The organism is Candidatus Pelagibacter sp. Uisw_137, from assembly GCF_047720245.1.
Classification (GTDB): Bacteria; Pseudomonadota; Alphaproteobacteria; order Pelagibacterales; family Pelagibacteraceae; genus Pelagibacter.
The window spans coordinates 1102458-1124751 of the sequence record NZ_CP159811.1 but is presented as its reverse complement, the minus strand read 5'-3'; the positions used below and the strand labels follow the sequence as shown (position 1 = coordinate 1124751).

26 protein-coding genes and 1 tRNA gene are annotated in these 22294 nt (G+C 29.6%); 9 read left to right on the top strand and 18 right to left on the bottom strand.

The genetic code is table 11. The features are described from left to right. Genes ABXT61_RS06005 through ABXT61_RS05970 form a run of 8 tightly spaced genes read right to left on the bottom strand, consistent with a single transcriptional unit; the run spans position 1 to position 6017 of the window. Positions 1-504, bottom strand: a complete 504-nt coding sequence (locus ABXT61_RS06005; protein WP_415314945.1) for an ATPase — start codon at positions 502-504, stop codon at positions 1-3. Further along, positions 485-1075 (bottom strand): F0F1 ATP synthase subunit B, encoded by a 591-nt coding sequence (locus ABXT61_RS06000; protein WP_415314944.1) that lies wholly within the window; start codon positions 1073-1075, stop codon positions 485-487. The genes ABXT61_RS06005 and ABXT61_RS06000 overlap by 20 nt, the downstream gene beginning before the upstream one ends. A 5-nt stretch (positions 1076-1080) precedes the next feature. Then, positions 1081-1308 carry a F0F1 ATP synthase subunit C gene (locus ABXT61_RS05995; RefSeq protein ID WP_006997791.1) on the bottom strand — a complete coding sequence of 76 codons (228 nt, stop codon included), beginning with the start codon at positions 1306-1308 and terminating at the stop codon, positions 1081-1083. Between the two features lie 19 nt (positions 1309-1327). Beyond that, positions 1328-2062 (bottom strand): F0F1 ATP synthase subunit A, encoded by a 735-nt coding sequence (locus ABXT61_RS05990; RefSeq protein ID WP_018413543.1) that lies wholly within the window; start codon positions 2060-2062, stop codon positions 1328-1330. 13 nt (positions 2063-2075) lie between these two features. Then, complete coding sequence (locus ABXT61_RS05985) at positions 2076-2351, bottom strand: AtpZ/AtpI family protein (protein WP_271492225.1); 276 nt, start codon at positions 2349-2351, stop codon at positions 2076-2078. A gap of 8 nt (positions 2352-2359) precedes the next feature. Further along, a complete protein-coding gene (locus tag ABXT61_RS05980; protein WP_415314943.1) occupies positions 2360-4933 on the bottom strand; it encodes a chromosome segregation SMC family protein in 2574 nt (857 codons plus the stop codon). Between the two features lie 8 nt (positions 4934-4941). Then, entirely contained in the window at positions 4942-5532 is a 591-nt protein-coding gene (locus tag ABXT61_RS05975; protein ID WP_415314942.1) for a thioredoxin domain-containing protein, read from the bottom strand. Next, positions 5529-6017 (bottom strand): DUF721 domain-containing protein, encoded by a 489-nt coding sequence (locus ABXT61_RS05970; RefSeq protein WP_415314941.1) that lies wholly within the window; start codon positions 6015-6017, stop codon positions 5529-5531. Before ABXT61_RS05970 ends, ABXT61_RS05975 begins: the two co-directional genes overlap by 4 nt. Here ABXT61_RS05970 and ABXT61_RS05965 point away from each other — a divergent pair, their 5' ends adjacent. Then, on the top strand, positions 6018-6998 hold the full coding sequence (locus ABXT61_RS05965; protein ID WP_415314940.1) for an A/G-specific adenine glycosylase: 981 nt from the start codon (positions 6018-6020) through the stop codon (positions 6996-6998). Beyond that, the gene (locus ABXT61_RS05960) at positions 6998-8149 is read left to right on the top strand and encodes an FAD-dependent monooxygenase (protein WP_415314939.1); all 1152 of its coding nucleotides are present in this window, start codon (positions 6998-7000) and stop codon (positions 8147-8149) included. The genes ABXT61_RS05965 and ABXT61_RS05960 overlap by 1 nt, the downstream gene beginning before the upstream one ends. Here ABXT61_RS05960 and ABXT61_RS05955 read toward each other — a convergent pair. From ABXT61_RS05955 to ABXT61_RS05945, 3 genes are all read right to left on the bottom strand, one after another. Continuing rightward, positions 8146-9216, bottom strand: a complete 1071-nt coding sequence (locus ABXT61_RS05955) for a site-specific DNA-methyltransferase (protein ID WP_415314938.1) — start codon at positions 9214-9216, stop codon at positions 8146-8148. The two genes, ABXT61_RS05960 and ABXT61_RS05955, sit on opposite strands and share 4 nt — an antisense overlap. Positions 9217-9337: 121 nt before the next feature. Continuing rightward, a complete protein-coding gene (locus tag ABXT61_RS05950; protein ID WP_415314936.1) occupies positions 9338-9898 on the bottom strand; it encodes a ribonuclease HII in 561 nt (186 codons plus the stop codon). Further along, positions 9898-10596 (bottom strand): uracil-DNA glycosylase, encoded by a 699-nt coding sequence (locus ABXT61_RS05945; RefSeq protein WP_415314934.1) that lies wholly within the window; start codon positions 10594-10596, stop codon positions 9898-9900. The genes ABXT61_RS05950 and ABXT61_RS05945 overlap by 1 nt, the downstream gene beginning before the upstream one ends. A 144-nt stretch (positions 10597-10740) precedes the next feature. Between ABXT61_RS05945 and ABXT61_RS05940 the strand changes: the two genes are divergently transcribed. The 4 genes from ABXT61_RS05940 (at position 10741) to ABXT61_RS05925 (ending at position 14560) form a co-directional block, all read left to right on the top strand. Continuing rightward, positions 10741-12327, top strand: coding sequence for a tetratricopeptide repeat protein (locus tag ABXT61_RS05940; protein WP_415314932.1), 1587 nt, complete (start codon positions 10741-10743; stop codon positions 12325-12327). A 3-nt stretch (positions 12328-12330) separates the two neighbouring features. Then, positions 12331-13176: a 4-(cytidine 5'-diphospho)-2-C-methyl-D-erythritol kinase gene (locus ABXT61_RS05935; RefSeq protein WP_415314930.1), complete on the top strand. Its 846-nt coding sequence runs from the start codon at positions 12331-12333 to the stop codon at positions 13174-13176. Positions 13177-13208: 32 nt separating this feature from the next. After that, positions 13209-13282, top strand: a tRNA-Gln gene (locus tag ABXT61_RS05930). 3 nt (positions 13283-13285) lie between these two features. Then, positions 13286-14560 (top strand): CCA tRNA nucleotidyltransferase, encoded by a 1275-nt coding sequence (locus ABXT61_RS05925; RefSeq protein WP_415314929.1) that lies wholly within the window; start codon positions 13286-13288, stop codon positions 14558-14560. Here the strand turns inward: ABXT61_RS05925 and greA are convergent. From greA to ABXT61_RS05910, 3 genes are read right to left on the bottom strand one after another with little or no spacing between them, the layout of a single operon-like run. Beyond that, on the bottom strand, positions 14557-15033 hold the full coding sequence (gene greA, locus ABXT61_RS05920; protein WP_415314928.1) for a transcription elongation factor GreA: 477 nt from the start codon (positions 15031-15033) through the stop codon (positions 14557-14559). The genes ABXT61_RS05925 and greA overlap by 4 nt on opposite strands. Position 15034: 1 nt before the next feature. Further along, positions 15035-15862, bottom strand: a complete 828-nt coding sequence (gene hemF, locus ABXT61_RS05915; protein WP_415314927.1) for an oxygen-dependent coproporphyrinogen oxidase — start codon at positions 15860-15862, stop codon at positions 15035-15037. Next, positions 15862-16323: a tRNA (cytidine(34)-2'-O)-methyltransferase gene (locus ABXT61_RS05910; protein ID WP_415314925.1), complete on the bottom strand. Its 462-nt coding sequence runs from the start codon at positions 16321-16323 to the stop codon at positions 15862-15864. The genes hemF and ABXT61_RS05910 overlap by 1 nt, the downstream gene beginning before the upstream one ends. A gap of 86 nt (positions 16324-16409) precedes the next feature. On the opposite strand from ABXT61_RS05910, the gene petA reads away from it, so the two are divergent. Genes petA through ABXT61_RS05895 form a run of 3 tightly spaced genes read left to right on the top strand, consistent with a single transcriptional unit; the run spans position 16410 to position 18972 of the window. Next, complete coding sequence (gene petA, locus ABXT61_RS05905; protein ID WP_415271589.1) at positions 16410-16919, top strand: ubiquinol-cytochrome c reductase iron-sulfur subunit; 510 nt, start codon at positions 16410-16412, stop codon at positions 16917-16919. 9 nt (positions 16920-16928) lie between these two features. Then, the gene (locus tag ABXT61_RS05900; protein ID WP_415314924.1) at positions 16929-18188 is read left to right on the top strand and encodes a cytochrome b; all 1260 of its coding nucleotides are present in this window, start codon (positions 16929-16931) and stop codon (positions 18186-18188) included. Between the two features lie 4 nt (positions 18189-18192). Beyond that, positions 18193-18972, top strand: coding sequence for a cytochrome c1 (locus ABXT61_RS05895; protein WP_415314923.1), 780 nt, complete (start codon positions 18193-18195; stop codon positions 18970-18972). On the opposite strand, the gene ychF is transcribed toward ABXT61_RS05895, so the two are convergent. Genes ychF through ABXT61_RS05875 form a run of 4 tightly spaced genes read right to left on the bottom strand, consistent with a single transcriptional unit; the run spans position 18949 to position 22294 of the window. After that, positions 18949-20022, bottom strand: coding sequence for a redox-regulated ATPase YchF (gene ychF / locus ABXT61_RS05890; protein WP_415314921.1), 1074 nt, complete (start codon positions 20020-20022; stop codon positions 18949-18951). The two genes, ABXT61_RS05895 and ychF, sit on opposite strands and share 24 nt — an antisense overlap. Continuing rightward, positions 20022-20582 carry an aminoacyl-tRNA hydrolase gene (gene pth, locus ABXT61_RS05885; protein WP_415314919.1) on the bottom strand — a complete coding sequence of 187 codons (561 nt, stop codon included), beginning with the start codon at positions 20580-20582 and terminating at the stop codon, positions 20022-20024. The genes ychF and pth overlap by 1 nt, the downstream gene beginning before the upstream one ends. Positions 20583-20627: 45 nt before the next feature. Further along, positions 20628-21317 (bottom strand): 50S ribosomal protein L25/general stress protein Ctc, encoded by a 690-nt coding sequence (locus tag ABXT61_RS05880; RefSeq protein WP_415314918.1) that lies wholly within the window; start codon positions 21315-21317, stop codon positions 20628-20630. A 44-nt stretch (positions 21318-21361) separates the two neighbouring features. Then, the gene (locus ABXT61_RS05875; protein ID WP_415314916.1) at positions 21362-22294 is read right to left on the bottom strand and encodes a ribose-phosphate pyrophosphokinase; all 933 of its coding nucleotides are present in this window, start codon (positions 22292-22294) and stop codon (positions 21362-21364) included.

Here is a 22294-nt window from a genome sequence, read left to right as displayed (position 1 = left end):
TTAGCTTATTTTTTTTAAAGCTATTTTTGTTTCTTCAAGGTTCTTTTCAAAAAGACCATCAAGCTTTGATTTATCAACAGAAGTATTAATAATTTTTTTAACTGAATCAACAGCAATTTTAATTGAAACATCTTTTATTTCTTTAAGTACAGCTTCTTTCATTTGTGAAATTTTATTTTCTGCTAAATTCTTTTTAATTTCTGAAGATTTGTGAAATTTATCATTCATTTCAATTATTAGGTGATCACTATCTTTTTTAGCTTGTTGCAAAATATCATTGCTTACTGTTTGTGCGGTATCAAGTTTATTTTGAGCACTATCTAGTAAGACCTTTGCTTCTTGTCTTAGCTTTTCACTTTCATCTATTTCATTTTTAATATCAAGGATAAGCTTATTTAAAAGTTCATTAATTTTTTGAGGTATTTTTAAATAAACTAAAGCTCCTATAAATATTAAAAAAGATATAGCTACCCAAAAAGTTGCATCAATTACCATAATATTCATCCATTTTTTTTCTTGAAAGATCTTCTACTATTGCAGAAATACTACTACTGTTAACTTCAGCTCCTATTAGTTGCTGCAGCAAGTCCGAAGAAGTTTCTTCAGCAATCTTCTTAATTTTTTCTGGTGCGCTATCTCTAAAAGTTTTTATCTCAATCTCAGCTTTATTAACCTCTTCATCAATTTCTTTGTCTAATGCTTCTTTTTTTACACCAATATCTTTCAACACTTTTTCTCTAGCTTGTTTAAAATAGTTTTTAGCCTCATTTTTGCTATCGTGTACTATCTTTTCGTATTCTTGAATTTTTTGTTCACTTTCTTCTCTTTTCTTCTCTGCAGCCTCAATATTTTCTAAAACTTGAGATTTTCTAGTTTCTAGGTTGGCACTTATTTTTGGAAGTATAAGTTTAGATAAAACAACATATAAAATTCCAAAAGTAATAATCAACCAAAAAATTTGAGAAACCCAAAACTCTGGATTTAATTGAGGCATTCCACCGCTTTCAGCTGCAAAAGCTTCCATAAAAAACAGGAAGCTTAAAAATATCGACTGAAAAAATATTTTTTTAATCATTAAATTTAAAACGCAAATAAAATAATTAATGCTACAACTAATCCAAATAGGCCAGTTGCTTCAGCTAAAGCAAAACCTAATAAAAGATTAGGGAATTGTTTTTGAGCTGCAGATGGGTTTCTCATTGCACCAGAAAGGTAATTACCAAAGATAATTCCAATTCCAACACCGGCACCTGCTAGAGCTATTGCTGCTAGTCCTGCTCCGATCATTTTTGCTGCTTCTAATTCCATTATATCCTCCTTATGTTAGTTAATGGTGTAAATTTAATGCATCATTTAAGTAGATGCAGGTTAAGATTGCGAAAACATATGCTTGAAGAAAAGCAACTAGTATTTCCAAGCCAGTTAATGCAACCGAAAAACTCAGTGGAAGCCATCCACCAACTATTCCAAGGCTTATTACAAAGCCTCCGAAAACTTTCATCATAGTATGACCTGCCATCATGTTTGCAAATAAACGAACTGAAAGACTAACCGGTCTACTTAAGTAAGAAATTATTTCTATAACAACTATCAGCGGCAATAGTACAGCAGGCACTCCACTAGGTACAAATAATTTTAAATATCCCAAACCATGTTTCATAAATCCAATAATTGTTACACCTACAAAAATAAATGAAGCCAAGATAAAAGTAACAATGATATGGCTAGTTACTGTAAATGCATAAGGGATCATCCCAAACATATTACAGAATAGTACAAACATAAATATTGAGAAGATAAACGCAAAGTAGGGTTTTGCTTTTGATCCTGCGGTATCACTAATCATTTTGGAAACAAAAGTATAACTTAATTCAGAAAGAAGTTGCATCTTGCTTGGTAGTAAGGAATTTTTTTTTGACCCTAAATTAAAAACTAATAAGATTGCAAGTGAACTAATAACCATAAACAAACTTGCGTTTGTGAAAGAAATATCTATTGCCCCTAATTTAATTTCGGGTCCAATTCTATAAACTTCGAATTGGTTCATTGGGTTTGTAGCCATAATTTTTTTAAGTCTATTTTTGCATATTTTTTGCAGATCTGAATACGTTTATAATTCCAGCAACAACACCTACAAAAAAAAATATTAATATTAACCAAGGCTTAGTACCAAAGGTCTTGTCTAAAATAAACCCTATAATTGTCCCAACTGCGACTGCAGACACTAATTCTGTACTTAATTTAAAGGCAGTCCCAATAGAAGAGGGTGCTTCTTCATTTTTATATAGATTTTTCTTTGAAAGCTTAGTTTTTGCAATCTCCAAGCGAGTTTTAAGGCTATCTTTTGGCATTTAAATTATTACGCAACCATACTCTCTGCTTTTTGTAAATCTACAGCAACAAGTTGGCTAATACCTTTTTCAGGCATTGTAACTCCATAAAGTCTATTCATTTTTGACATAGTTAGAGCGTGGTGAGTTACGATAATAAATTTAGTATCAGTTATTTTAGTTAAATCATCAAGAAGTCCACAGAATCTTGTTACGTTAGCATCATCTAGCGGAGCATCAACTTCATCCAATACACAGATTGGAGATGGGTTGGTAAGAAACACAGCAAAAATAAGAGACAAGGCTGTTAAAGCTTGCTCGCCACCAGACAATAAAGTTATAGACTGAAGTCTTTTACCAGGAGGACTTACCAACATTTCTAAACCAGCTTCAAGCGGATCATCAGAGTCCACTAATTCAAGTTTTGCATTTCCACCATTAAATAGTTTTGTATAAACTTCATTAAATTTTCTATTAACTTTTTCAAAGGCCTCTAATAATCTTTCTCTTCCTTTTTGATTTAATTCATTAATACTTTCTTTTAATTTTATAATGGCAGACACAAGATCTTCTCTATCTTGTTCCATTTTTTTAATTTCAATTTCATATTTGTTTGTTTCTTCATCTGCTCTAAGATTAACTGATCCTAGTTTTTCTCTTTCTCTTTTTTTCTCATCAAGAGTTTCTTCTTGTGCAACAGAGTCTGGTAACTTCTCAATTCCATTTAAATTAGAATTTTCTAAAATGTCATTTTCTTCAAGGTTAAGTTCAGAACTCACTCTTTCAAGTAAATCATCTTTTCTTTTTTTTAAACCCTCAACAGTTGCTCCTGAGCTTGCTTTCCTTTCTCTTATTTGAATAGATCTTTCTTGAACATCATTTAACCCAAGTCTTAAAGAGTTTATCTTTTTATCTGTTTCTTCAATTATTTTTTCATTCTCAATTTTTTCATTTTGTGAAATTCTCAGACCCTCAGTAATTTGTCCTTTTCTTTCTGCTTGAGCTTTGGGTTGTTGATCACGCTCATTTAACTGTGATAATAATTTATTTTTTCTTTCAGTTAGTTCAGAAACCATTTTTTCAGAATTAGAGAGTAAGTTTTTCCAACTTTCAACTTCTGACTCTATGGCTTTAATTCTTTCGTTTCTTTTTACAGACTCTTTTTTTATTGACTGATTTTTACTAAAACTATCAGCATATTTTTCTTGCAATAATTTAATATTTTCATTTTTTTCATTAATGTTAGTAAGCTTCTTCTTGCTATCTTCATCTTCAAGATTATTTAAAAAACTATCTATTTCTATCTGACATCGATCAAGTAAAGTAAGCGCTTGATTAATCTCATTTTTATTGATCAATTCTTTTGCTCTGGTAATTGTATTTTTAACATTTTGAATTGGCCCAATAGCAATATTGATATTTCCATCAGCAAAAATGTTAATAATTTCATCAACAGATTTTTGCTCATCTTTTAATAGGTTTTTTGCTTTTTCAAGGTCTTCGTTTGATAATTTTTCTGTTTCAAAATATTTAGAATCTATTTCTATTAATTCAGCTTTCTCCTCTTTTAGACGTCTTTCATTTGAGTTGGCGTCAATTACAATTCCTTTTTCTCTGTCTATATCTTCCTCGATAGTTTTTAGAGATTTTTTAATATTTTCAATTTCATCTTGAGTTCTAACATTTTCTTCATCTAAATTTTGTAACTCCAAATTCAATCTTTGAATTTTGGATAAGTTTTCTATATTTTTTTCTCTTAATGGAGAAACTTTATCTGTTTCAGTTTTGATTAAACTTTCAAATTGAGTAATCTGTTGATTGAAGTTACCCACTTCTCCTTCGGCCTCATTATTAATTTCATTCTCTATTCTAATTTCATTATCAATGTCTAATAATTTTAAATAATATAACCCTGCTTCAATTTTTTTTATTTCTTCAGATATAAGTTTGTATTTCGTTGCTTCTTCTGCTTGTTTCTGAAGATTTGCCAATTGTTTTTCTTGTTGTCTTCTTAATTCATCAGCCCTTTTCAAGTTTGTCTCTGCAGCATTTAATCTAAGTTCAGCCTCATGCCTTCTAACATGTAATCCTGAAATATTAGCTGCCTCCTCCAAGATTGCACGCCTGTCTGTAGGCTTAGCAGTTACTAAGGCTCCAATACGCCCCTGACTAATCATTGATGGTGAATGTGCACCTGTAGATAAATCTGCAAAAAACATTTGAGCATCCCTAGCTCTAACTTCTTTATCGTTTATGTAAAATTTTGAGCCCTTGTCTTTTTCAATCTTTCTTCTAACCTCTATATGATCTAAATCTTTATATTGCATTGGACCATCATGACTTGCGTTGTCTACACTAATAGAAACTTCTGCTATATTTTTAGAAGACTTATTAGATGTACCATTAAAGATGACATCTTCCATACCTGAGCCACGCATACTCTTAGCTGAGGTTTCACCCATAACCCACCTTAAGGATTCTACGATATTAGATTTTCCACAACCGTTTGGACCAACGATGCCAGTTAAGCCATGCTCTATTAGAAAGTTTGTTTTTTCAGCGAATGATTTAAATCCATTTAATTGGATTTTTTTAAACTCCATGGACTAACTTATATCAGTTTTTCAAGATATTTTTTTAAATTCTTATAATTTAGGGCTTTATCAAACTTTTTGTCATTAATTATTATCGTAGGAGTAGCATTAACTTCAAATTTTTTTACCCCATCGATTCGATCATTTAAAACGTAATCTTCTATAGCTTTATCACTCAAGCATTTTTCAAAATCTACGTTTACACTTTCACTTTCTAAGAATTTTTTTAAATAACCCGTTGCTTCTTCTGGAGTTTTTCCTCTAGCCCATTTTTTTTGCCCAGAGTATAAAATATTCAAAATATTTGAATTACCATCATTATTACACTGAGCAATTTTTGATGCATTAAAAGCTGCTAAATCTAATGGAAAATGTCTAAATTCAATTCTTACCAACCCTTTATCAACGAAGTCTTTTTTTAGTTCTGGATAAACATCTTTATGAAAATTTGCACAGTGACCACAAGTCAATGACTCGTAAGCAATTATTGTTATTTTAGCACTTTCTTCTCCTTCAGAAATTCTTTTGACCATTTCATTATCTGCAGCAAAGGCTTTAGGAGAGAAGATTAAAAATATTATAAATAATATTGAGGTTAGTTTTTTCATCGTTGTTTAAATAGTTTTGTTAATTCAAGTAATGATTTTTTAATTTTATCATTCTTAATACTATTTATCTTATCTGCATATTTAATATTTGTCACATGATTTTCATTAGTATCTAATTTTTTGAACTTTGTTTGAGCGTCATCAAAGCTTATGAATTTCAATTTCTCAACAACGGCATAACCAAAAAAGCTATTCATTTTATCCATTATTAATTTTTTTGAATACTCTAAATCAATTTCATGTCCTCTCTTTACCATTATTTGAAGAGTGCTTACTCCAAATTTATTCGAATTTTTAAAGGATTTGGGATAGCATATCTGAAAATGATTATCTCCAACTATGTACTTCCAGTTGTTAAGTGTTTCAGAAAATATATGACCCTTTTTTTTGATAATTTTTTTAATGTTTTTTGGCAAAGTGTCTTTAAAAGACCTTAAGCCTTGAATAGTTTTAAACCTCTGCTTAGTATTATTTTTAAATTGCATATGACCAAATCCATACTAACAAAAAAAATTCTTTATTGGTACGATAATAATAAAAGATCACTCCCATGGAGAAAAAAGCTATCACAAGTTAAGCAAGAATATTACACGTTAGTAAGTGAATTTATGCTACAGCAAACGCAGGTTGCAACTGTAATTCCATATTTCAATAATTTTATAAAAGATATTCCAGATATTAAATCTCTATCAAAAATTAAAGAACATAAGCTTTTAAAGTATTGGGAGGGCCTTGGTTATTATTCAAGAGTAAAAAACTTAAAAAAGACTGCACAAATATTAGAAAAAAATTTTAATAGAAGGTTACCAAGCACGATTGAAGAATTAAAATTATTACCTGGAATAGGTGAATACACTTCTAATGCAATAATGGCAATTGCATTTAACAAGCCATTTATTCCCTTAGATGGAAATATTGAAAGAGTAATTAAAAGATTATTAAATTTAAAATTACCCAAAGAAATTACAAAAGATAATCTTGTTAAGAGTAAAAAAATATTAGGTAATTCAACTAGAGCAAGTGATTATGCGCAAGCGCTAATGGAGCTAGGCGCATTGATTTGTCGACCTAAAAATCCCTTATGTCACCAATGCCCTTTAATTAAAAATTGTAAGTCTTTTAAAAAAAAAGATTTTGAAATAATAAAAGAAAGAAAAAAGAAGATTGATAAATTTTATTTGTTAGAAGTTTATAAAAGGAATAATAAATTTTTACTGATAAAAAATACTAAATTTAATTTTTTAAAGAATTTACAAATATTTCCCATGAAGCAAATATCCAAACCTGATAATTTAGCAAAACCTTTAAACTTCAAGATATCAAATATGAATATGAATGTAATAATCAAGTTTTCCAAGTTAAAGGGTGCAATTTCTAACTCTTCTTGGATTGATAGCTCTAAGCTTGAAGATTATACTTTGCCCACATTTACTAAAAAAATTTTTAATTATTTAAAAAAGATTTAATGAAAAATATAGCAATAATAGGAGCTGGTATTTCAGGTCTGTATATTGCAAATCTTTTAAGTCAAAACTCTAATTATAAAGTCACAATTTATGAGAAAAATGGTTATGTTAATTTGGAAAAAGGATATGGAATTCAACTTTCAGTTAATAGCATCAAACTATTAAATCAAATAAATTTTCAAAAAATTAGGATAGAAGATAAATTTCACCCCAATAAACTAGATTTCTATTCTTTAAAAAATAATAAGAAAATATGTGATTTAGATATATCCATGTTTAACAGCACTGATACAAAATATACTACTTTACAGCGCTCTACTTTAATTAATTTCTTAAAAGATGGGCTTCATGAAAATATTATTCATTATAATAAAAAAGTTATAAAAATTAATGAAGAAGCTGAAAATAAAGAAGTTTCTTTTGAGGATGGTTCATCTGTTAAATGTGACTACTTAATTATCTCCGATGGAACTTTTTCAAAAACAAAATCATTAATTGCCAATAAAGAAATTAAACCAAAGTACTTTAACTCTATTGCCTTAAGAGCAACAATAGACCAGGATACCCTTAAGGGTATTAACCCAGAGAATATATCTTTATTTTTAGGATCTAACTTGCACTCAGTTCTTTATCCAGTTAATAGCAAAGGACAGTTTAATTTTATTAGCATTCTTAGAAAAAAGCTTAGTACTAAAGAGTTATCTGACTATTCTTTATTTGAGAACAAAGATTTTACTACATCTATTATATCTGAAATATCAAAGCAAGTAGCTTCTGAAACAATTAACAATCTAAGAAGCATTAAATGTTTCCCAATATTTGTAGGTTCTAAGGTGCATGAACCAAAAAATAAAAATACTTTTATCATTGGGGATGCTTTTTTTGCTTTACCTCCAACTTTTGCTCAAGGTGCCTCTCAATCAATAGAAGTTGCTCATGAACTTTATAAAAATTTAGAAAATGAAAAAACTCAATTTAACTCTGAAAGAGTTAAAAGGGTAAGGATGATTGATATGAAATCAAAACTTAATTACTTTGCTTTTCATTTATCTAACCCACTAATAATTTGGATTAGAAACTTGATAATTCAAAAGTTAGTTAAAAATGAAAAATTTATTAATAGCTATCTTGGTAAAATTTATAAAGACTAATTTTTAGAAATTAATCTTTGTCTCAAATTATCAATTGGCACAGAAACGCCATCCACTGTGCAATGCCAATAAGTCCATCCATTACAGCTTTCAGAACCAAGTATTGTTGCTGCAACTTTATGAATTGATCCTTCAGCTTGATTATGCTTGATACTTCCATCTGCCATAATCTTAGCAACTATCTTTTTCTTTTGATCAAAGATACTTGTTCCGGGCTTTATTATTCCAAGCTCTACCAATGATCCAAAAGGTATTCTAGGTTTGGATCTATTATTTTTTAGAGTGTCTAAGAAATTATCTTCCAAAGGTTTTGTATTTTTTAATCTTTCTTCTGCTGCTTTAAAATAGATCTTTTCTTTTTCTATACCGTAATATTTTCTACCTAATTTTTTTGCAACTGTTGCGGTAGTTCCAGATCCTAAGAATGGATCTAGAATTAAATCGTCCTTATTTGATGATGCCAATAAAACTCTATGTAATAAAGATTCTGGTTTTTGAGTAGAGTGAACTTTTTTACCATTTTTCTTAAGTCGCTCCGCTCCATTACAAATAGGTAAATTCCAATCAGATCTCATTTGAAGGTCATCATTTAAACATTTCAAAGATTGATAGTTAAAAGTATATTTTGACTTTTCACTTTTAGAAGCCCAAATTAAAGTTTCATGAGCGTTCGTAAATCTTGTTCCTCTGAAATTAGGCATTGGGTTATTCTTATTCCAGATAACATCATTTAAAATCCAAAAACCTAAATTTTGTATTGCAGTGCCTACTCTAAAAATATTATGATAACTCCCTATGACCCAGATGGCTCCATCCTTTTTTAATATTCTTCTACATTCAGAAAGCCAAGCAACCGTAAATTCGTCATACTTTTTAAAGCTTTCAAATTGATCCCATTTATCGTTAACAGCACTGACTTTGCTTCTGTCTGGTCTTGTGAGGGAATTTTTTAATTGTAAATTGTATGGTGGATCAGCGAAAACAAGATCAAAGGTTTCGCTTGGAATTTTTTTTAATTCCTCGAGACTGTCACCATTAATAATCTTATTTTTAAAATTGTTTTCCATTTTCTATAAAACAATTAGACTCCAAACGGATTCCATGGTCAACCTGTGATTGAATTAAATGGATTCAATTTGTGTTTATTATTTCTTAAACAACCAGATCTGGTGTTGTTATTTTTAGGATTTATAGAAGATCACTAATAGGTGAAAATGTTTTACGGTGATATTTGGTAATACCAAATTGCTTAATTGCTTTTAAATGTTCTTTGGTTCCGTAACCGGAGTTTGTATCCCACCCATAATCATTAAATTCTTTTGAAAGTTTTGTAATAAATTTATCTCTACTGACTTTTGCAATAATTGATGCCGCAGAAATGCTTGGAATTTTTTGATCGCCTTTAATTACATACTCTAATCTATAGTTTTTTAGATCAGGTAGTTTGTTGCCATCAATTAAAACAAGTGAAGGTTTTGTTTTTAATTTAAGAATGGCTCTTTTCATTGCAAGTAAACTTGCATGCAATATATTAATTTTTTCTATTTCTTTAGTTGATGCCTGGCCTATAGCCCATATAGAATTTTTTTTAATATATTTTTCAAGCTCCTCTCTTTTGTTTTTTGTTAGAGTTTTTGAATCTTTTAATAATTTTTTATCAATAGAATTATTTAATATGACAGCTGCTGCATAAACGGGTCCGATTAAGCTTCCTCTACCAACCTCATCAACACCTGCTAAGATTCTCATTAAACGGATAGTTTTAGTTCTAAAATTTTTTGTTTAATCTTTTTTAAGTCATCCCATGAATGTTTTTTATTTTCAGGAGCTCTTAAAAGATAAGAGGGGTTAAAAGTTATAATAACGTTGTAACTTGTATTTTTTACAATTACTTCTTTCCATTTTCCTCTCTCAATAGAAATTTTATTATTTAAACCTGTTAAAGATTCCATAGCAGTACTACCCATAAGAATTATTATTTTAGGGTTTATTATTGAAATATGTTCTTGTAAAAATTGAGAATATCTTTTAATTTCTGTAGAGTTTGGCTTTCGATCTTCAGGAGGCCTAAAGTTTACAGCATATGTTGTGTAAATATTTTGTTTTTCAATGTTTATTGCAATCAGCATTTTTTTTAAAAGATCTCCTACTCCACCCATAAAAGTTAATCCGGAGTTATCTTCTTCAACGCCTGGGGCTTCACCAATTATCATTATTGGGCTATTAATATTTCCATCACCTAAAACTATCTTTGTTGAATTATTTTTTAAGTTACAATCGCTAATTGAGTTTATTTGTTCTTTAAGACTTCCCAGTTCTTTAATTTTATCTACTTTTTGAATATTAGGATCTTTTTTTAAATCATTATTGGTATTTTTTAGTCTATTGATCGGGTTTTCATCAAAAATAAAGTCAGATCCAGTAGAGTTTAAAAACTCAGAAGTCATAATTCGTATTTTGATTTATTACTTTTTTAGACATAGAATGACCAAATGCTGGTAAAGTTTTTTAAATTATTTTTAATAGTATTACTTTATCAGAGTCCATTATACTCAAAAAATACGAGTTTAAACGATTTTAATACAAGGTATTTGTCTAATTATTTTTCAGGAATTGTAGCGTATGAAAATCTAGATAATACGGAAGCTTTAAAATTTTTTAATTCATCAAAAATATTAATAAAACAGCATGACGCCTATCTTGAAAGGTATGTATTTTCTTTAGTGCTTGATGGCAAAGTTAAGAAAGCAATTAATCAAATTAAGCAGAGTTCAACAAAAAAAAACTCTGACTTTTTTCAGGCTAATTTATTGCTGGCAGTTGATAGTTTAAAGAAAAAAAACTTTAAAAAAAGCAAAGTCTATATTGATAGGTCATATGATTTTATTAACAATGATAGGCTTTCCTTAATCATTGCAGAAACTTTCAAACAATATTTATCCGTTTTTGAAGCAAAAAAAATAATAAAGCAAAAAAATACATTTGGAAATTTTTCATTTATTAATGAAGTTTTTCAACGATGTTATCTAAATGATAAAAATACTGAGAGATATTTTAATAAATTGATTAATTCACAAAATGATGCTGATTATTCAAGATATGTATTTTTTTTGACCAGCTATTTAATTGAGAATGATAATTATGATGGAGCAAAAAAAGTTACAAATAATTTTGATTATTTAAATTCATCAATACTAATCTCTCAAGGTAAAAAATGGATAGAAGATAAGAATTTTGATAATTTTCAAGATATTTTTTCATGCACAAATTCGAATGATGTTGTTAGTGAGCTATTTTTTCTAATAGCAAATCTTTATTCTTCCCAGAATGATTATGAGAAATCAAATTTTTATCTAAACATAGCAAACTATTTAAATCCTAAATTCGTTTTTAATTTATCTCTGTTAGCTGAAAATTATTATTCAAAAAATGATTATTCAAATACCTTAAAAACTCTTGAAGTATTTGATAAAAATCATGAATTTTATTATTGGTTTAAATTAAAAAAAGAGTCTCAAATTATATTAAAAAAAACTGATCAAAAAACGTCTCTCAATTTCATTAATGATAAATTTAAAGAAATTAAAAACCCAAATAAAAAAATTCTATTTGATATTGCAAATATGCATAAAAATGCAAAAAGATATATTGAGGCAATAAGCTTTTACGATCAAATACTTTTAAAAATGGATATTAATTCTGAGTTATATGCTGAGATGCTATATAGACGTGGAGGAAGCTATGAGAGATCTGGAGATTATATAAAAGCAGATAAAGACTTATTGAAATCTCTTGAGACTAATCCAAATGATGCTTATGTTTTGAATTATTTAGCTTATTCATGGCTAGAAAGAGAATATCAAATTGATACTGCTCTTAAAATGCTAGAAAAAGCTTATGCCGCAAGAAGTAACGATCCATATATTATTGATTCAATTGGTTGGGCTTATTACTTAGTTGACGAATATGAAAAAGCAGAAAGTTTTCTTAAAAGAGCTGTTGAATTAATGCCCCAGGACCCAATAGTTAATGATCATTATGGAGACATCCTTTGGCAGCTGGACAGAAAAATTCAAGCAAGATATTTTTGGCAAGCTGTTTTAAATTTAGATGAGACGGAAGATGCCATGAAAGAAACTATTAAAAATAAATTAATAGAGGGATTAAAAAATTCCTAAATTATGAATAGTTTTAAGATAAAGTCTTTCGCAAAGATAAATTTAGCTCTAAACGTTACTGGAAAAAAATCAAAACTTCATAATATTGAAAGTTTAATTTCTTTTATTGATTTACATGATTTAATCACACTAAGAGAAAGTAACACAAAACAGCATAAAATTAATTTTTTTGGAAAGTTTTCTAAAAACATCAGTAAAATTAACACCATTTCAAAATTGTTAAAAATTTTAAATGACAAAAAACTTTTAGATAATAAAAGATTTGAAATTAAAGTTATAAAAAATATACCTCAAAAAGCAGGAATGGGAGGTGGCTCTATGAATGCTGCCAGCTTATTAAATTTTTTTATTGAAAAAAAAATAATTAAAATAAAAAAAAGTGAGTTAAAAAAAATAAGTAATGAAATAGGATCGGATGTTATCTTAGGTATAAAGCCATCATCTGCTATTCTTTTATCTAATGGAGATATTAAAAAATATAAAAATAAAATTAAATTTCATATATTAGTTACGAAACCTAACTTTGGATGTTCTACAAAATATATTTATTCAAAAGTTAATTCTTTTTCCAAACCCGAATTCAACCCACCTAAACAGAAACTATTTGAAGCAAAATATTTAAAAAATTTAGACAATGACCTTGAAAAAGTTGCATTAAATAAATATCCAGAACTTAAAAGAATTAAATCCTACCTAGGTGGTTTACCCAATACTCTATTTGCTAGAATGTCTGGATCAGGATCCTCAATAGTGGCTTATTTTCATTCCAAAAAGGCCTGCAAAAAAGCATACAGTCAATATAAACGAAAATTTACTAGGCATTGGTGCATTGAATCAAAAACTATATAATTTTTTTTTTTTGTGATATATGAAATTAATATTGGCCCATGGTGAAGTGGTATCACATCTGTTTTTGGTACAGAGATCCGAGGTTCGAATCCTTGTGGGCCAGCCATATATGAATAACTTATTAGATAAAATTTTTTTTAGATCTCAAAACCTTAATCACATAAATTTAGGCTTCAAAAATATTAAAAAAGAAACAGAGGTTTCAAAAATATTTGAAGCAATTCATTCATACTCTAGCAATAGTGAAATTCGGTACGTAGGTGGATGTGTAAGAAAGATTATTAATAAAGAAAGATATGATGACATAGATTTAGCGGTAAATTTAAATCCAAAAGAGGTATGTGAGGCTCTGTCTAAAAAAGACATAAAATATTACGAGAGTGGAATAGAACATGGAACAATTACAGCGATAATTAATGACATAAGGTTTGAAATTACATCATTAAGAAAAGACGTTGATACAGATGGACGACATGCGAAAGTAGAATTTTCTGATAGCTGGAAAGATGATGCTTCTAGAAGAGATTTTACTATCAATTCTATTTATGCAGATATTGAAGGAAATTTATTTGACCCATTTGGCGGAAAAAAAGATTTAGAAAATAGAAAAGTTAATTTCATTGGGAATGCAGAAACAAGAATTAAAGAAGATTATTTAAGAGTGTTAAGATATGTTAGATTCTTTCTTAGTTATTCTAAGCATAGTCATGACCCAAAAGTCATTAAAGCAATTAAAAAAAACCTAAGTGGTGTTTCAAGTATTTCCTCAGAAAGACTAATAGATGAGTTTAAAAAATTATTAAAATCAGATGGTTTTCTAAAGCTAACTAAGGATAAGGATTGTTTAGAGATCATAAATCTTATTTTTCCACAAATTAAAAATATTTCCTTATTTAATAAAATGAATAGTTTTGCAAAAAAAAATTTTCTTGAAGCGGACTTTATTTTTTTATTATCTTTAATGATTATTGATGGAACTGATAATGTAGATTACTTTATTTATAAATTTAATTTATCCAAAAAAGATCAAAAAAGACTTATGTTTTTAAATAAGTTTAATTTAGAAAAAAATACTAGCCAAACCTTTTCAGAAAAAAATCTAAATAAATTTTTTTATTTTAATGGTAGGGAGGCATTATTAGATGTGCTTTATTTTAAAATTTTTAAATCTAAAAAAGAAGACAACAAGTTAATTAAATTAATTGAAATTTTTAAAAAGAAAGAAGTACCCGTCATGCCATTCAAAGCTAGTACTTTGATGGAAAAATATCAAGTTCCTGAGGGAAAAGAACTGGGACAGAAGTTAAAAGTAATAGAAGAAGTCTGGACTAGTAACGATTTCAAAATTTCAGATAAAGAAGTTCAAAAAATAGTAAGTAATTAAACGTACTTTACACCTTTAATTTCAAAGTTTTTTACACCTGCAGGAGTTTTAATTTCAACTAAATCATTTTTGTTTTTTCCAATTAAACCTCTACCAATTGGGGATTGAAAAAATATCAATTTTTTTTGAAGGTCAGCCTCATCTTTTCCAACTATTTTATAGGTAATTTTTTCTCCGGTATCTAAATTTTCTAAATCTACAGTTGAGCCAAAGATGACTTTACCTTCATTGCTCATTTTGGTTACATCGATAACATTAGCTCTAGCAATAATGTCATTTATTTCTGTAATCCTTCCTTCGTTATGAGATTGTTCTTCTTTTGCAGCATGATATTCAGCATTCTCTTTCAGATCTCCATGCGATCTCGCTTCCGATATTGCAGCAACTATTTGTGGTCTTTTTTTTTCTTTTAAAAAAATTAATTCTTCTTTTAAACTTTCAAGACCATCTGTTGTTATTGGTTCTTTATCCATTTTAATTCCATTTTACTATTGGAGGCAAAGACATTAATATTGCCTCAACATTACCGCCTGTTTGTAAACCAAATTTTGTTCCTCTATCGTATAGTAAGTTAAACTCAGCATATCTACCTCTTTTAATATACTGTATCTCCTTTTGTTTTACAGTCCATTTTTTTTTGTATTTCAGTTGTATTATAGAGTTAAATAACATTTGAAAGGTAACTCCAAGATCTGCTACAAATTTAAAGTCTTTCTCCCAATCATTTTTTTTGTAATCAAAAAAAATACCACCAATTCCTCTTGTTTCTTTTCTATGTGGTAAATAAAAATATTCATCACACCATTTTTTATACTTTTTATAGAATTTTTTATCATGTCGATCACACATTTTTTTTAATTCGTCATGAAGGAAGTTTTTTTCTTTAAGATCTTGAATGCAAGGTGTTACATCCATACCACCACCAAACCATCCATGCGTTGTATAGATAAACCTTGTGTTAAAGTGAATTGCTGGAACATGAGGATTTTTCATATGCATTACAACAGAAATTCCTGACGCCCAAAAATTTCGATCTTTAGAAGCACCTGGGATTTTTTTACTCATTTCTTTTGAAAACTTTCCATGCACTTCTGAAAAATTTACACCAACTTTTTCAAAAATTTTTCCGTTTTTTAAAATTCTAAATTCTCCACCACTTTCATCTTTAATTTCACTTCTATTCCATGTTTTAGATTTAAATTTTAATTTTTTACCTTCTAATTTTTCAATATCGTTACAAATTGTGTTCTGGAGCAACTTAAACCAATTAGAAGCAAGTTTTTTTTTAATTTCTTTATCCATTATTTATTAAAGTTATTTTGTCTTAAATTTTCTGAAAGAATTATAGCAACTGAAGAGGCTATATTTAAAGATCTTTTATTGTCCATCATCGGTATTTTTAATCTATACTTAATTGAATTATGAACATGATCTGGTACACCAGCACTTTCTCTTCCAAATAGCAGTGTGTCATTGCTCTCAAATTTGAAGGCAGTATAAGAGTCTGCTGATTTAGTTGTTAACAATATTACCCTCTCATTCTTTTTTGATTTAAAAAACTCATCTGAACTTTGATAAAATTTTAACATTTTTTCATCCATGTAATCCATCACAACTCTTTTAAATCTTTTATCACTAAATAAAAAACCACATGGCTCAATTATTTCTAAATCAGCACCTAGACACGCACACGTTCTAATAATAGCAGCTGTATTTTGGGGAATATCAGGTTCATATAAGGCTATTTTAGGTCTCAAATTCATGTTTTATGTGTCATTGTTTCAGTGGAAAAAAATCTTTTTTCTTATATGAAATCATATATTAGATAACAATATACAAAAAATAAAAGATGTCTGAAAAAAAACCTGAGAGAAGAGAATTTTTATTTACTGCCTCGTATGCTGTAGGAGCTGTTGGGGTAGGAGCGGTTGTTTGGCCACTAATTGATCAAATGAACCCAGATGCCTCTGTTAAAGCATTAGCTAGCACAGAAGTTGATGTAAGTTCAGTCCAATCTGGAAAAACAATCACTGTACTTTGGAGAGGAAAACCAGTTTTTATCAAAAGAAGAACTCCTGAAGAAATAGCTGAAGCAAGAGCTGTAAAATTAGAAGATTTAAAAGATCCTCAAAAAGATGAGGATAGAGTAAAGGATCCTGAATGGTTAGTTATGGTAGGGGTTTGTACTCACTTAGGCTGTGTACCTTTAAATGACAAAGGTGATTATAATGGATGGTTTTGCCCCTGCCATGGTTCACACTACGATATTTCTGGAAGAATTAGAAAAGGGCCTGCTCCAACAAACATGGAAGTTCCAAAATATGAATTTGTCAATAGCAACACAATTAAAATTGGATAATAAATAATTATGAGTGATCACGAGTACGTCCCCAGTTCAAAATTTGGAAAATGGTTTAATGACAGGCTACCACTTTTATCACTTGCTAGTCATTTAACTGATTACCCAACACCTAAGAATTTAAATTATTGGTGGACATTTGGTGGGATTTTAACTTTTTGTTTAATTACACAAATCGTTACAGGTTTAACTTTAGCAATGCACTACATTGCTCATGCTGACATGGCTTTTGAAAGTGTTGAGCATATCATGAGAGACGTAAACTATGGTTGGTTAATAAGATATATTCACGCAAACGGTGCTTCAATGTTTTTCTTAGCAGTCTATATTCATATATTTAGATCTTTGTTTTATGGATCATATAAATCTCCAAGAGAAATAATTTGGATTATTGGAATAATAATTTACCTTTTAATGATGGCAGCAGCATTTATGGGTTATGTTTTACCATGGGGTCAGATGAGTTTTTGGGGAGCAACAGTTATTACAAATCTTTTTAGTGCAATACCTTTAGTGGGTGAAGGAATAGTTAATTGGTTGTGGGGAGGTTATTCTGTAGATAACCCAACTTTAACAAGGTTTTTCACGTTACATTATTTAATACCATTTTTAATCTTGGGCTTAGTTGTCCTTCATATTTGGGCTTTGCACGTTCCTGGAAACAATAACCCAGTAGGGATTGATGTTAAAAAGCCTTCTAAGGATACAGTACCATTCCATCCATATATTGTGATCAAAGATGCCTTTGCATTATTAATGTTTATGATTGTTTTTGCATTTTTTGTTTTTTATTCACCAAATATTTTAGGGCATGCGGATAATTATATAGAAGCAAACCCAATGGTTACACCAGCCCATATAGTTCCTGAGTGGTATCTATTACCTTTTTATGCAATCCTGAGGTCAGTTCCTGATAAATTAATGGGAGTAGTTGCAATGCTGTCAGCAATTTTAATTTTAGCTGCATTGCCTTGGTTAGATACTTCAAAAATTAGATCAGCAGTATTCAGACCTCTTTACAAACAATTTTACTGGATTCTAGTAGTAGATGTATTGGTTCTAGGTTACGTGGGTGCAATGCCAGCTGAAGGACTTTACTTATTGATTGCTAGGGTCGCCACAGCTTACTACTTTATTCATTTTTTAATAATCTTACCGGTATTAGGATTTAAAGAAAAAACTATACCCCTACCTTTAAGTATTACAGAACCAGTACTTGGGGGGATGCCAATGGCATCAGCTGTTAAAAAAAAAGAAAGTTTAGATTAATTAAGTGAAAAATATTTTAAAAATTAGCTATTCAATCATTTTTTTATTAGTAGGAACTCTTACAGTTAATGCTGCAGAAAAAGTTGATCTTTTAAAAACAGATTGGAGTTTTAAGGGATTATTTGGAAAATTTGATAGAGGGGCCTTGCAAAGAGGGTACCAAGTTTATTCAGAAGTTTGTGCTGGCTGTCATTCAATGAAATACGTAAGTTATAGAAACCTATTTGAACCAGGTGGACCAGAGTTTAGTGAAGAGCAGGCTAAAGCAATAGCTGCAAGTTTTGAGGTTACAGATGGACCAAATAATGATGGTGAAATGTTTGTCAGACCAGCAAAATTATCTGATAAATTTGTCATGCCTTTTGAAAACGTTAAGGCAGCTCAAGCAGCAAATGGAGGAGCTTATCCACCTGACATGTCAGTATTGGCAAAAGCTCGAAGTGGTGGGGTTGATTATATTTATTCAGTACTTTTAGGTTATGAAGATCCACCCAGTGGCGTAACGCTTGATGATGGGGTTTACTATAATAAATATATGTATGGTAATAAAATTAAGATGTCACAACCTTTAATGGATGATGCAGTAGAATATAGCGATGGTACAAAAGCTACAGAAGAGCAAATGGCAAAAGATGTCACAACATTTTTAATGTGGGCAGCAGAACCACATTTAGAAAGTAGACATAAAATGGGCTTTAAGGCTATTTTATATTTAATTATTTTAACTATTCTGGTTTACTTTAGTATGAAGAAAATTTGGTCACGTATTGAATCTGAAGTTTAATATATCACCATCTTTGACGATATAATCTTTTCCTTCAAGTCTCATTTTTCCATTAGTTTTGGAATTTACCCAACCTTGATTTGCTATGAAATCTTCGTATGCAATTGTTTCAGCTCTAATAAAACCTTTTTCAAAATCAGTATGTATTTCACCAGCCGCTTTTGGTGCGGTACAATTTTTTTGGATAGTCCAGGCTCTAGTTTCTTCAGGTCCAGATGTAAAGTAAGTGTCTAACTCTAAAATATTATAACCCTTTTGAATCAGCATATTTAAACCAGTTCTTTTTAATCCAATCATCTCCATATAATTTTCTTTTTCTTCATTTTCTAATTGATTTATTTGGTTCTCAATATCGGCCGAAACTATTAAGGTATTTTTCTCACCAAATTTATCAATAAAAGCTTGTGTATATTTATTTCCATTTTGAACACTTGATTCATCAACGTTACATACAAAAATTTTAGGTTTTAAAGACAATAAACCACTTTGGTTTATTAATTTTTTGTCAAATTGTTCATAAAGTATTTGAATATCTTTAGAATTATTTATGCAGTCAGAAGCAATTTCTAATATCTTTAATTGTTCCTCATCTACATTTTTCTTATTATTTTTTTCCAATCTTTTATGTATTGATTCAAGGTCTGCCAACATCATTTCTGTTTCAATAATTTCTAAATCTCTGATTGGATCAACAGTTGGGTTCACATTTTGAATATCATCAGAGTCAAAACATCTGATCATATGTATGACTGCATCGACTTCTCTTATATGAGATAAGAATTTATTTCCTAAGCCTTCACCTTTAGAGGCGCCCTCTACTAGTCCGGCTATATCTACAAACTCAATAGTAGTATTAATTTTTTTTTTTGATTTTGATATTTCTACCAATTTATCTAGTCTTTCATCTGGTACAGGAACCACACCAACATTTGGCTCTATCGTACAAAAAGGGAAATTAGCAGCTTGTGCCTTGCTAGAATTTGTAAGTGCATTAAATAATGTAGATTTACCAACATTAGGTAAGCCAACAATTCCACACTTAAAACTCATTACTTGTTATTTACAGTGCTTGAGAATAAATCTAATTTTTTATCAATTAATATAGGCATTGAACCAATAATATTTTTAGTAATTTTTTCTAGTTGTATCATTTCATCTTCATCAAAATCTTTTAATACATGATCTGAAACATCAGCTTTAGTTTTGGGTCTTCCAATTCCTATTCTTACTCTTGAATAATCTTTACCAATAAATTTATCGATAGACTCGATACCATTATGTCCTGCACTAGATCCTGCAAATTTTGCTTTTACTTTTCCAAACTCAAGGTCAAGGTCATCATGGAAGACAATCACATCTTCAGCATCAATTTTGAAGTATTCAATTAATTCCCTTATGCAAATTCCGGAGTTATTCATAAAGGTTAAAGGTTTTATTGCATAAACCTTTTTATCTTCAATATTACCCGTAGTTAACAACCCTTTAAATTTGGGTTTTTGTTTAGACAGACCAAATTTTCGATTGAGAGCATCAATTAATTTGAAACCAATATTGTGTCTGTTGTTTTCGCTATCGGGGGTTGGATTTCCTAAGCCTACAAATAAAAGCATATTTTTTTTAAATCGTATCTAGGAGTCTTCACAATAATAAGTTGATTATTTTTTTTCTTCAGTAGCTTTTTTTTCATCGCCATCTTTTTTATCACCTTCAGCTGCTGGTGCTGCTTCTTTACCATCTTCTGTTGCTGCTACTTCTTCAGCTTCAGCTGGTTTTTCTGGCTCTTTCATAACTGTTGGAGCTGCCAATGTTGCAATTACAAAATCTCTTCCAATAATAGTTGGTGTAACACCTTCTTCTAGTTTAACTGAAGATATTTTGAAACTTTCTCCAATATCCACTCCATCTAAATCAATAGTTATTGCAGATGGTATTTTTTCACTTGGGCATTTTAATTCTATTTCTCTTCTAACAATGTTTAGTACTCCACCTCTTTTTAAGCCTGGTGAAGTTTCATGGTTAATAAATTCTACAGGTACTTCTATTCTAATTTTCACACCTGGGACAACTCTAAGAAAATCAATATGAGTTGGCTCATCTGATATTACATTATAAGTAATTTCTCTTGGCAAAACATTTTGAGGCTTTCCATCTAAATTAAGAGTTATTATATTTGATAAGAAGCTTCCTTTTTGTATTAGAGATTTTAATGTTTTTTTTAATACAGTAACTTTTTGATTTTCTTCTTGCCCACCATAAATTATGCCAGGGATATCTCCGGCCAATCTAAGAGATCGAACATCTCCTTTTGACTTAGTGTTTCTAGTATTTGCATCAAGTGAATTCATAAAAAGATGGCTTTTAGCCCAAGTTTCTTAATAACTCAAGATAATTATTTAAATAAATCAGATACAGATGTTGAGTTAGAGATTCTTTTAATTGCCTCACCCATAAGGGCTGAAATAGGCAAAACTTCTATATTTTTAACATTTTTAATTTTGTCGTGATTATCAATTGTGTCTGTTACTACTAATTTTTTAATGACGGATTTTTTAATTTTATCTACTGCCTCTCCACTTAAAACCCCGTGAGTAATATAAGCGTAAACTTCTTTAGCACCTCTATCCTTTAAAGCTTTCGCAGCGTTTACTATAGTTCCACCTGAGTCAATTATGTCATCAACTATAATACAAGTTTTCCCCCTAACATCTCCTATGACATTCATAACTTTGGATTGACCTGGTTTGGGTCTTCTCTTATCCACAATAGCAAGTTCTACATCTAAAATTTTACCAAGTGCTCTCGCTCTTTCAGTTCCACCAACATCTGGTGCAACACAAATAATATTTTTACTTTTTATATTTTTTTTAGCATGTCTTGCAAAAATTGGTGTAGCAAATAAGTTGTCTACAGGAATGTCAAAAAAGCCCTGAATTTGTCCAGCATGAAGGTCTACAGTAACGACTCTATCAGCACCTGCTTTGGTAATTAAATTAGAAACAAGTTTTGCAGAAATAGAAGTTCGAGGTACTACTTTTCGATCTTGTCGTGCATATCCAAAATAAGGAATGACAGCAGTAATATTTTTTGCCGAAGATCTTTTTAAAGCATCAATGCAAAGTAGTAATTCCATTAAGTTGTCATTTGCAGGTGATGAAATAGACTGAATTATAAAGATACTATTACCCCTAATGTTCTCATTAATTTCTATATAAATTTCTCCATCAGAAAACTTTTTTATACTTGAATTCACAAGCTTAGTTTTTAAATATTTTACAATATTTTTACTGAGAGGTTTATTGCTGTTTCCAGTTAATAATTTCAT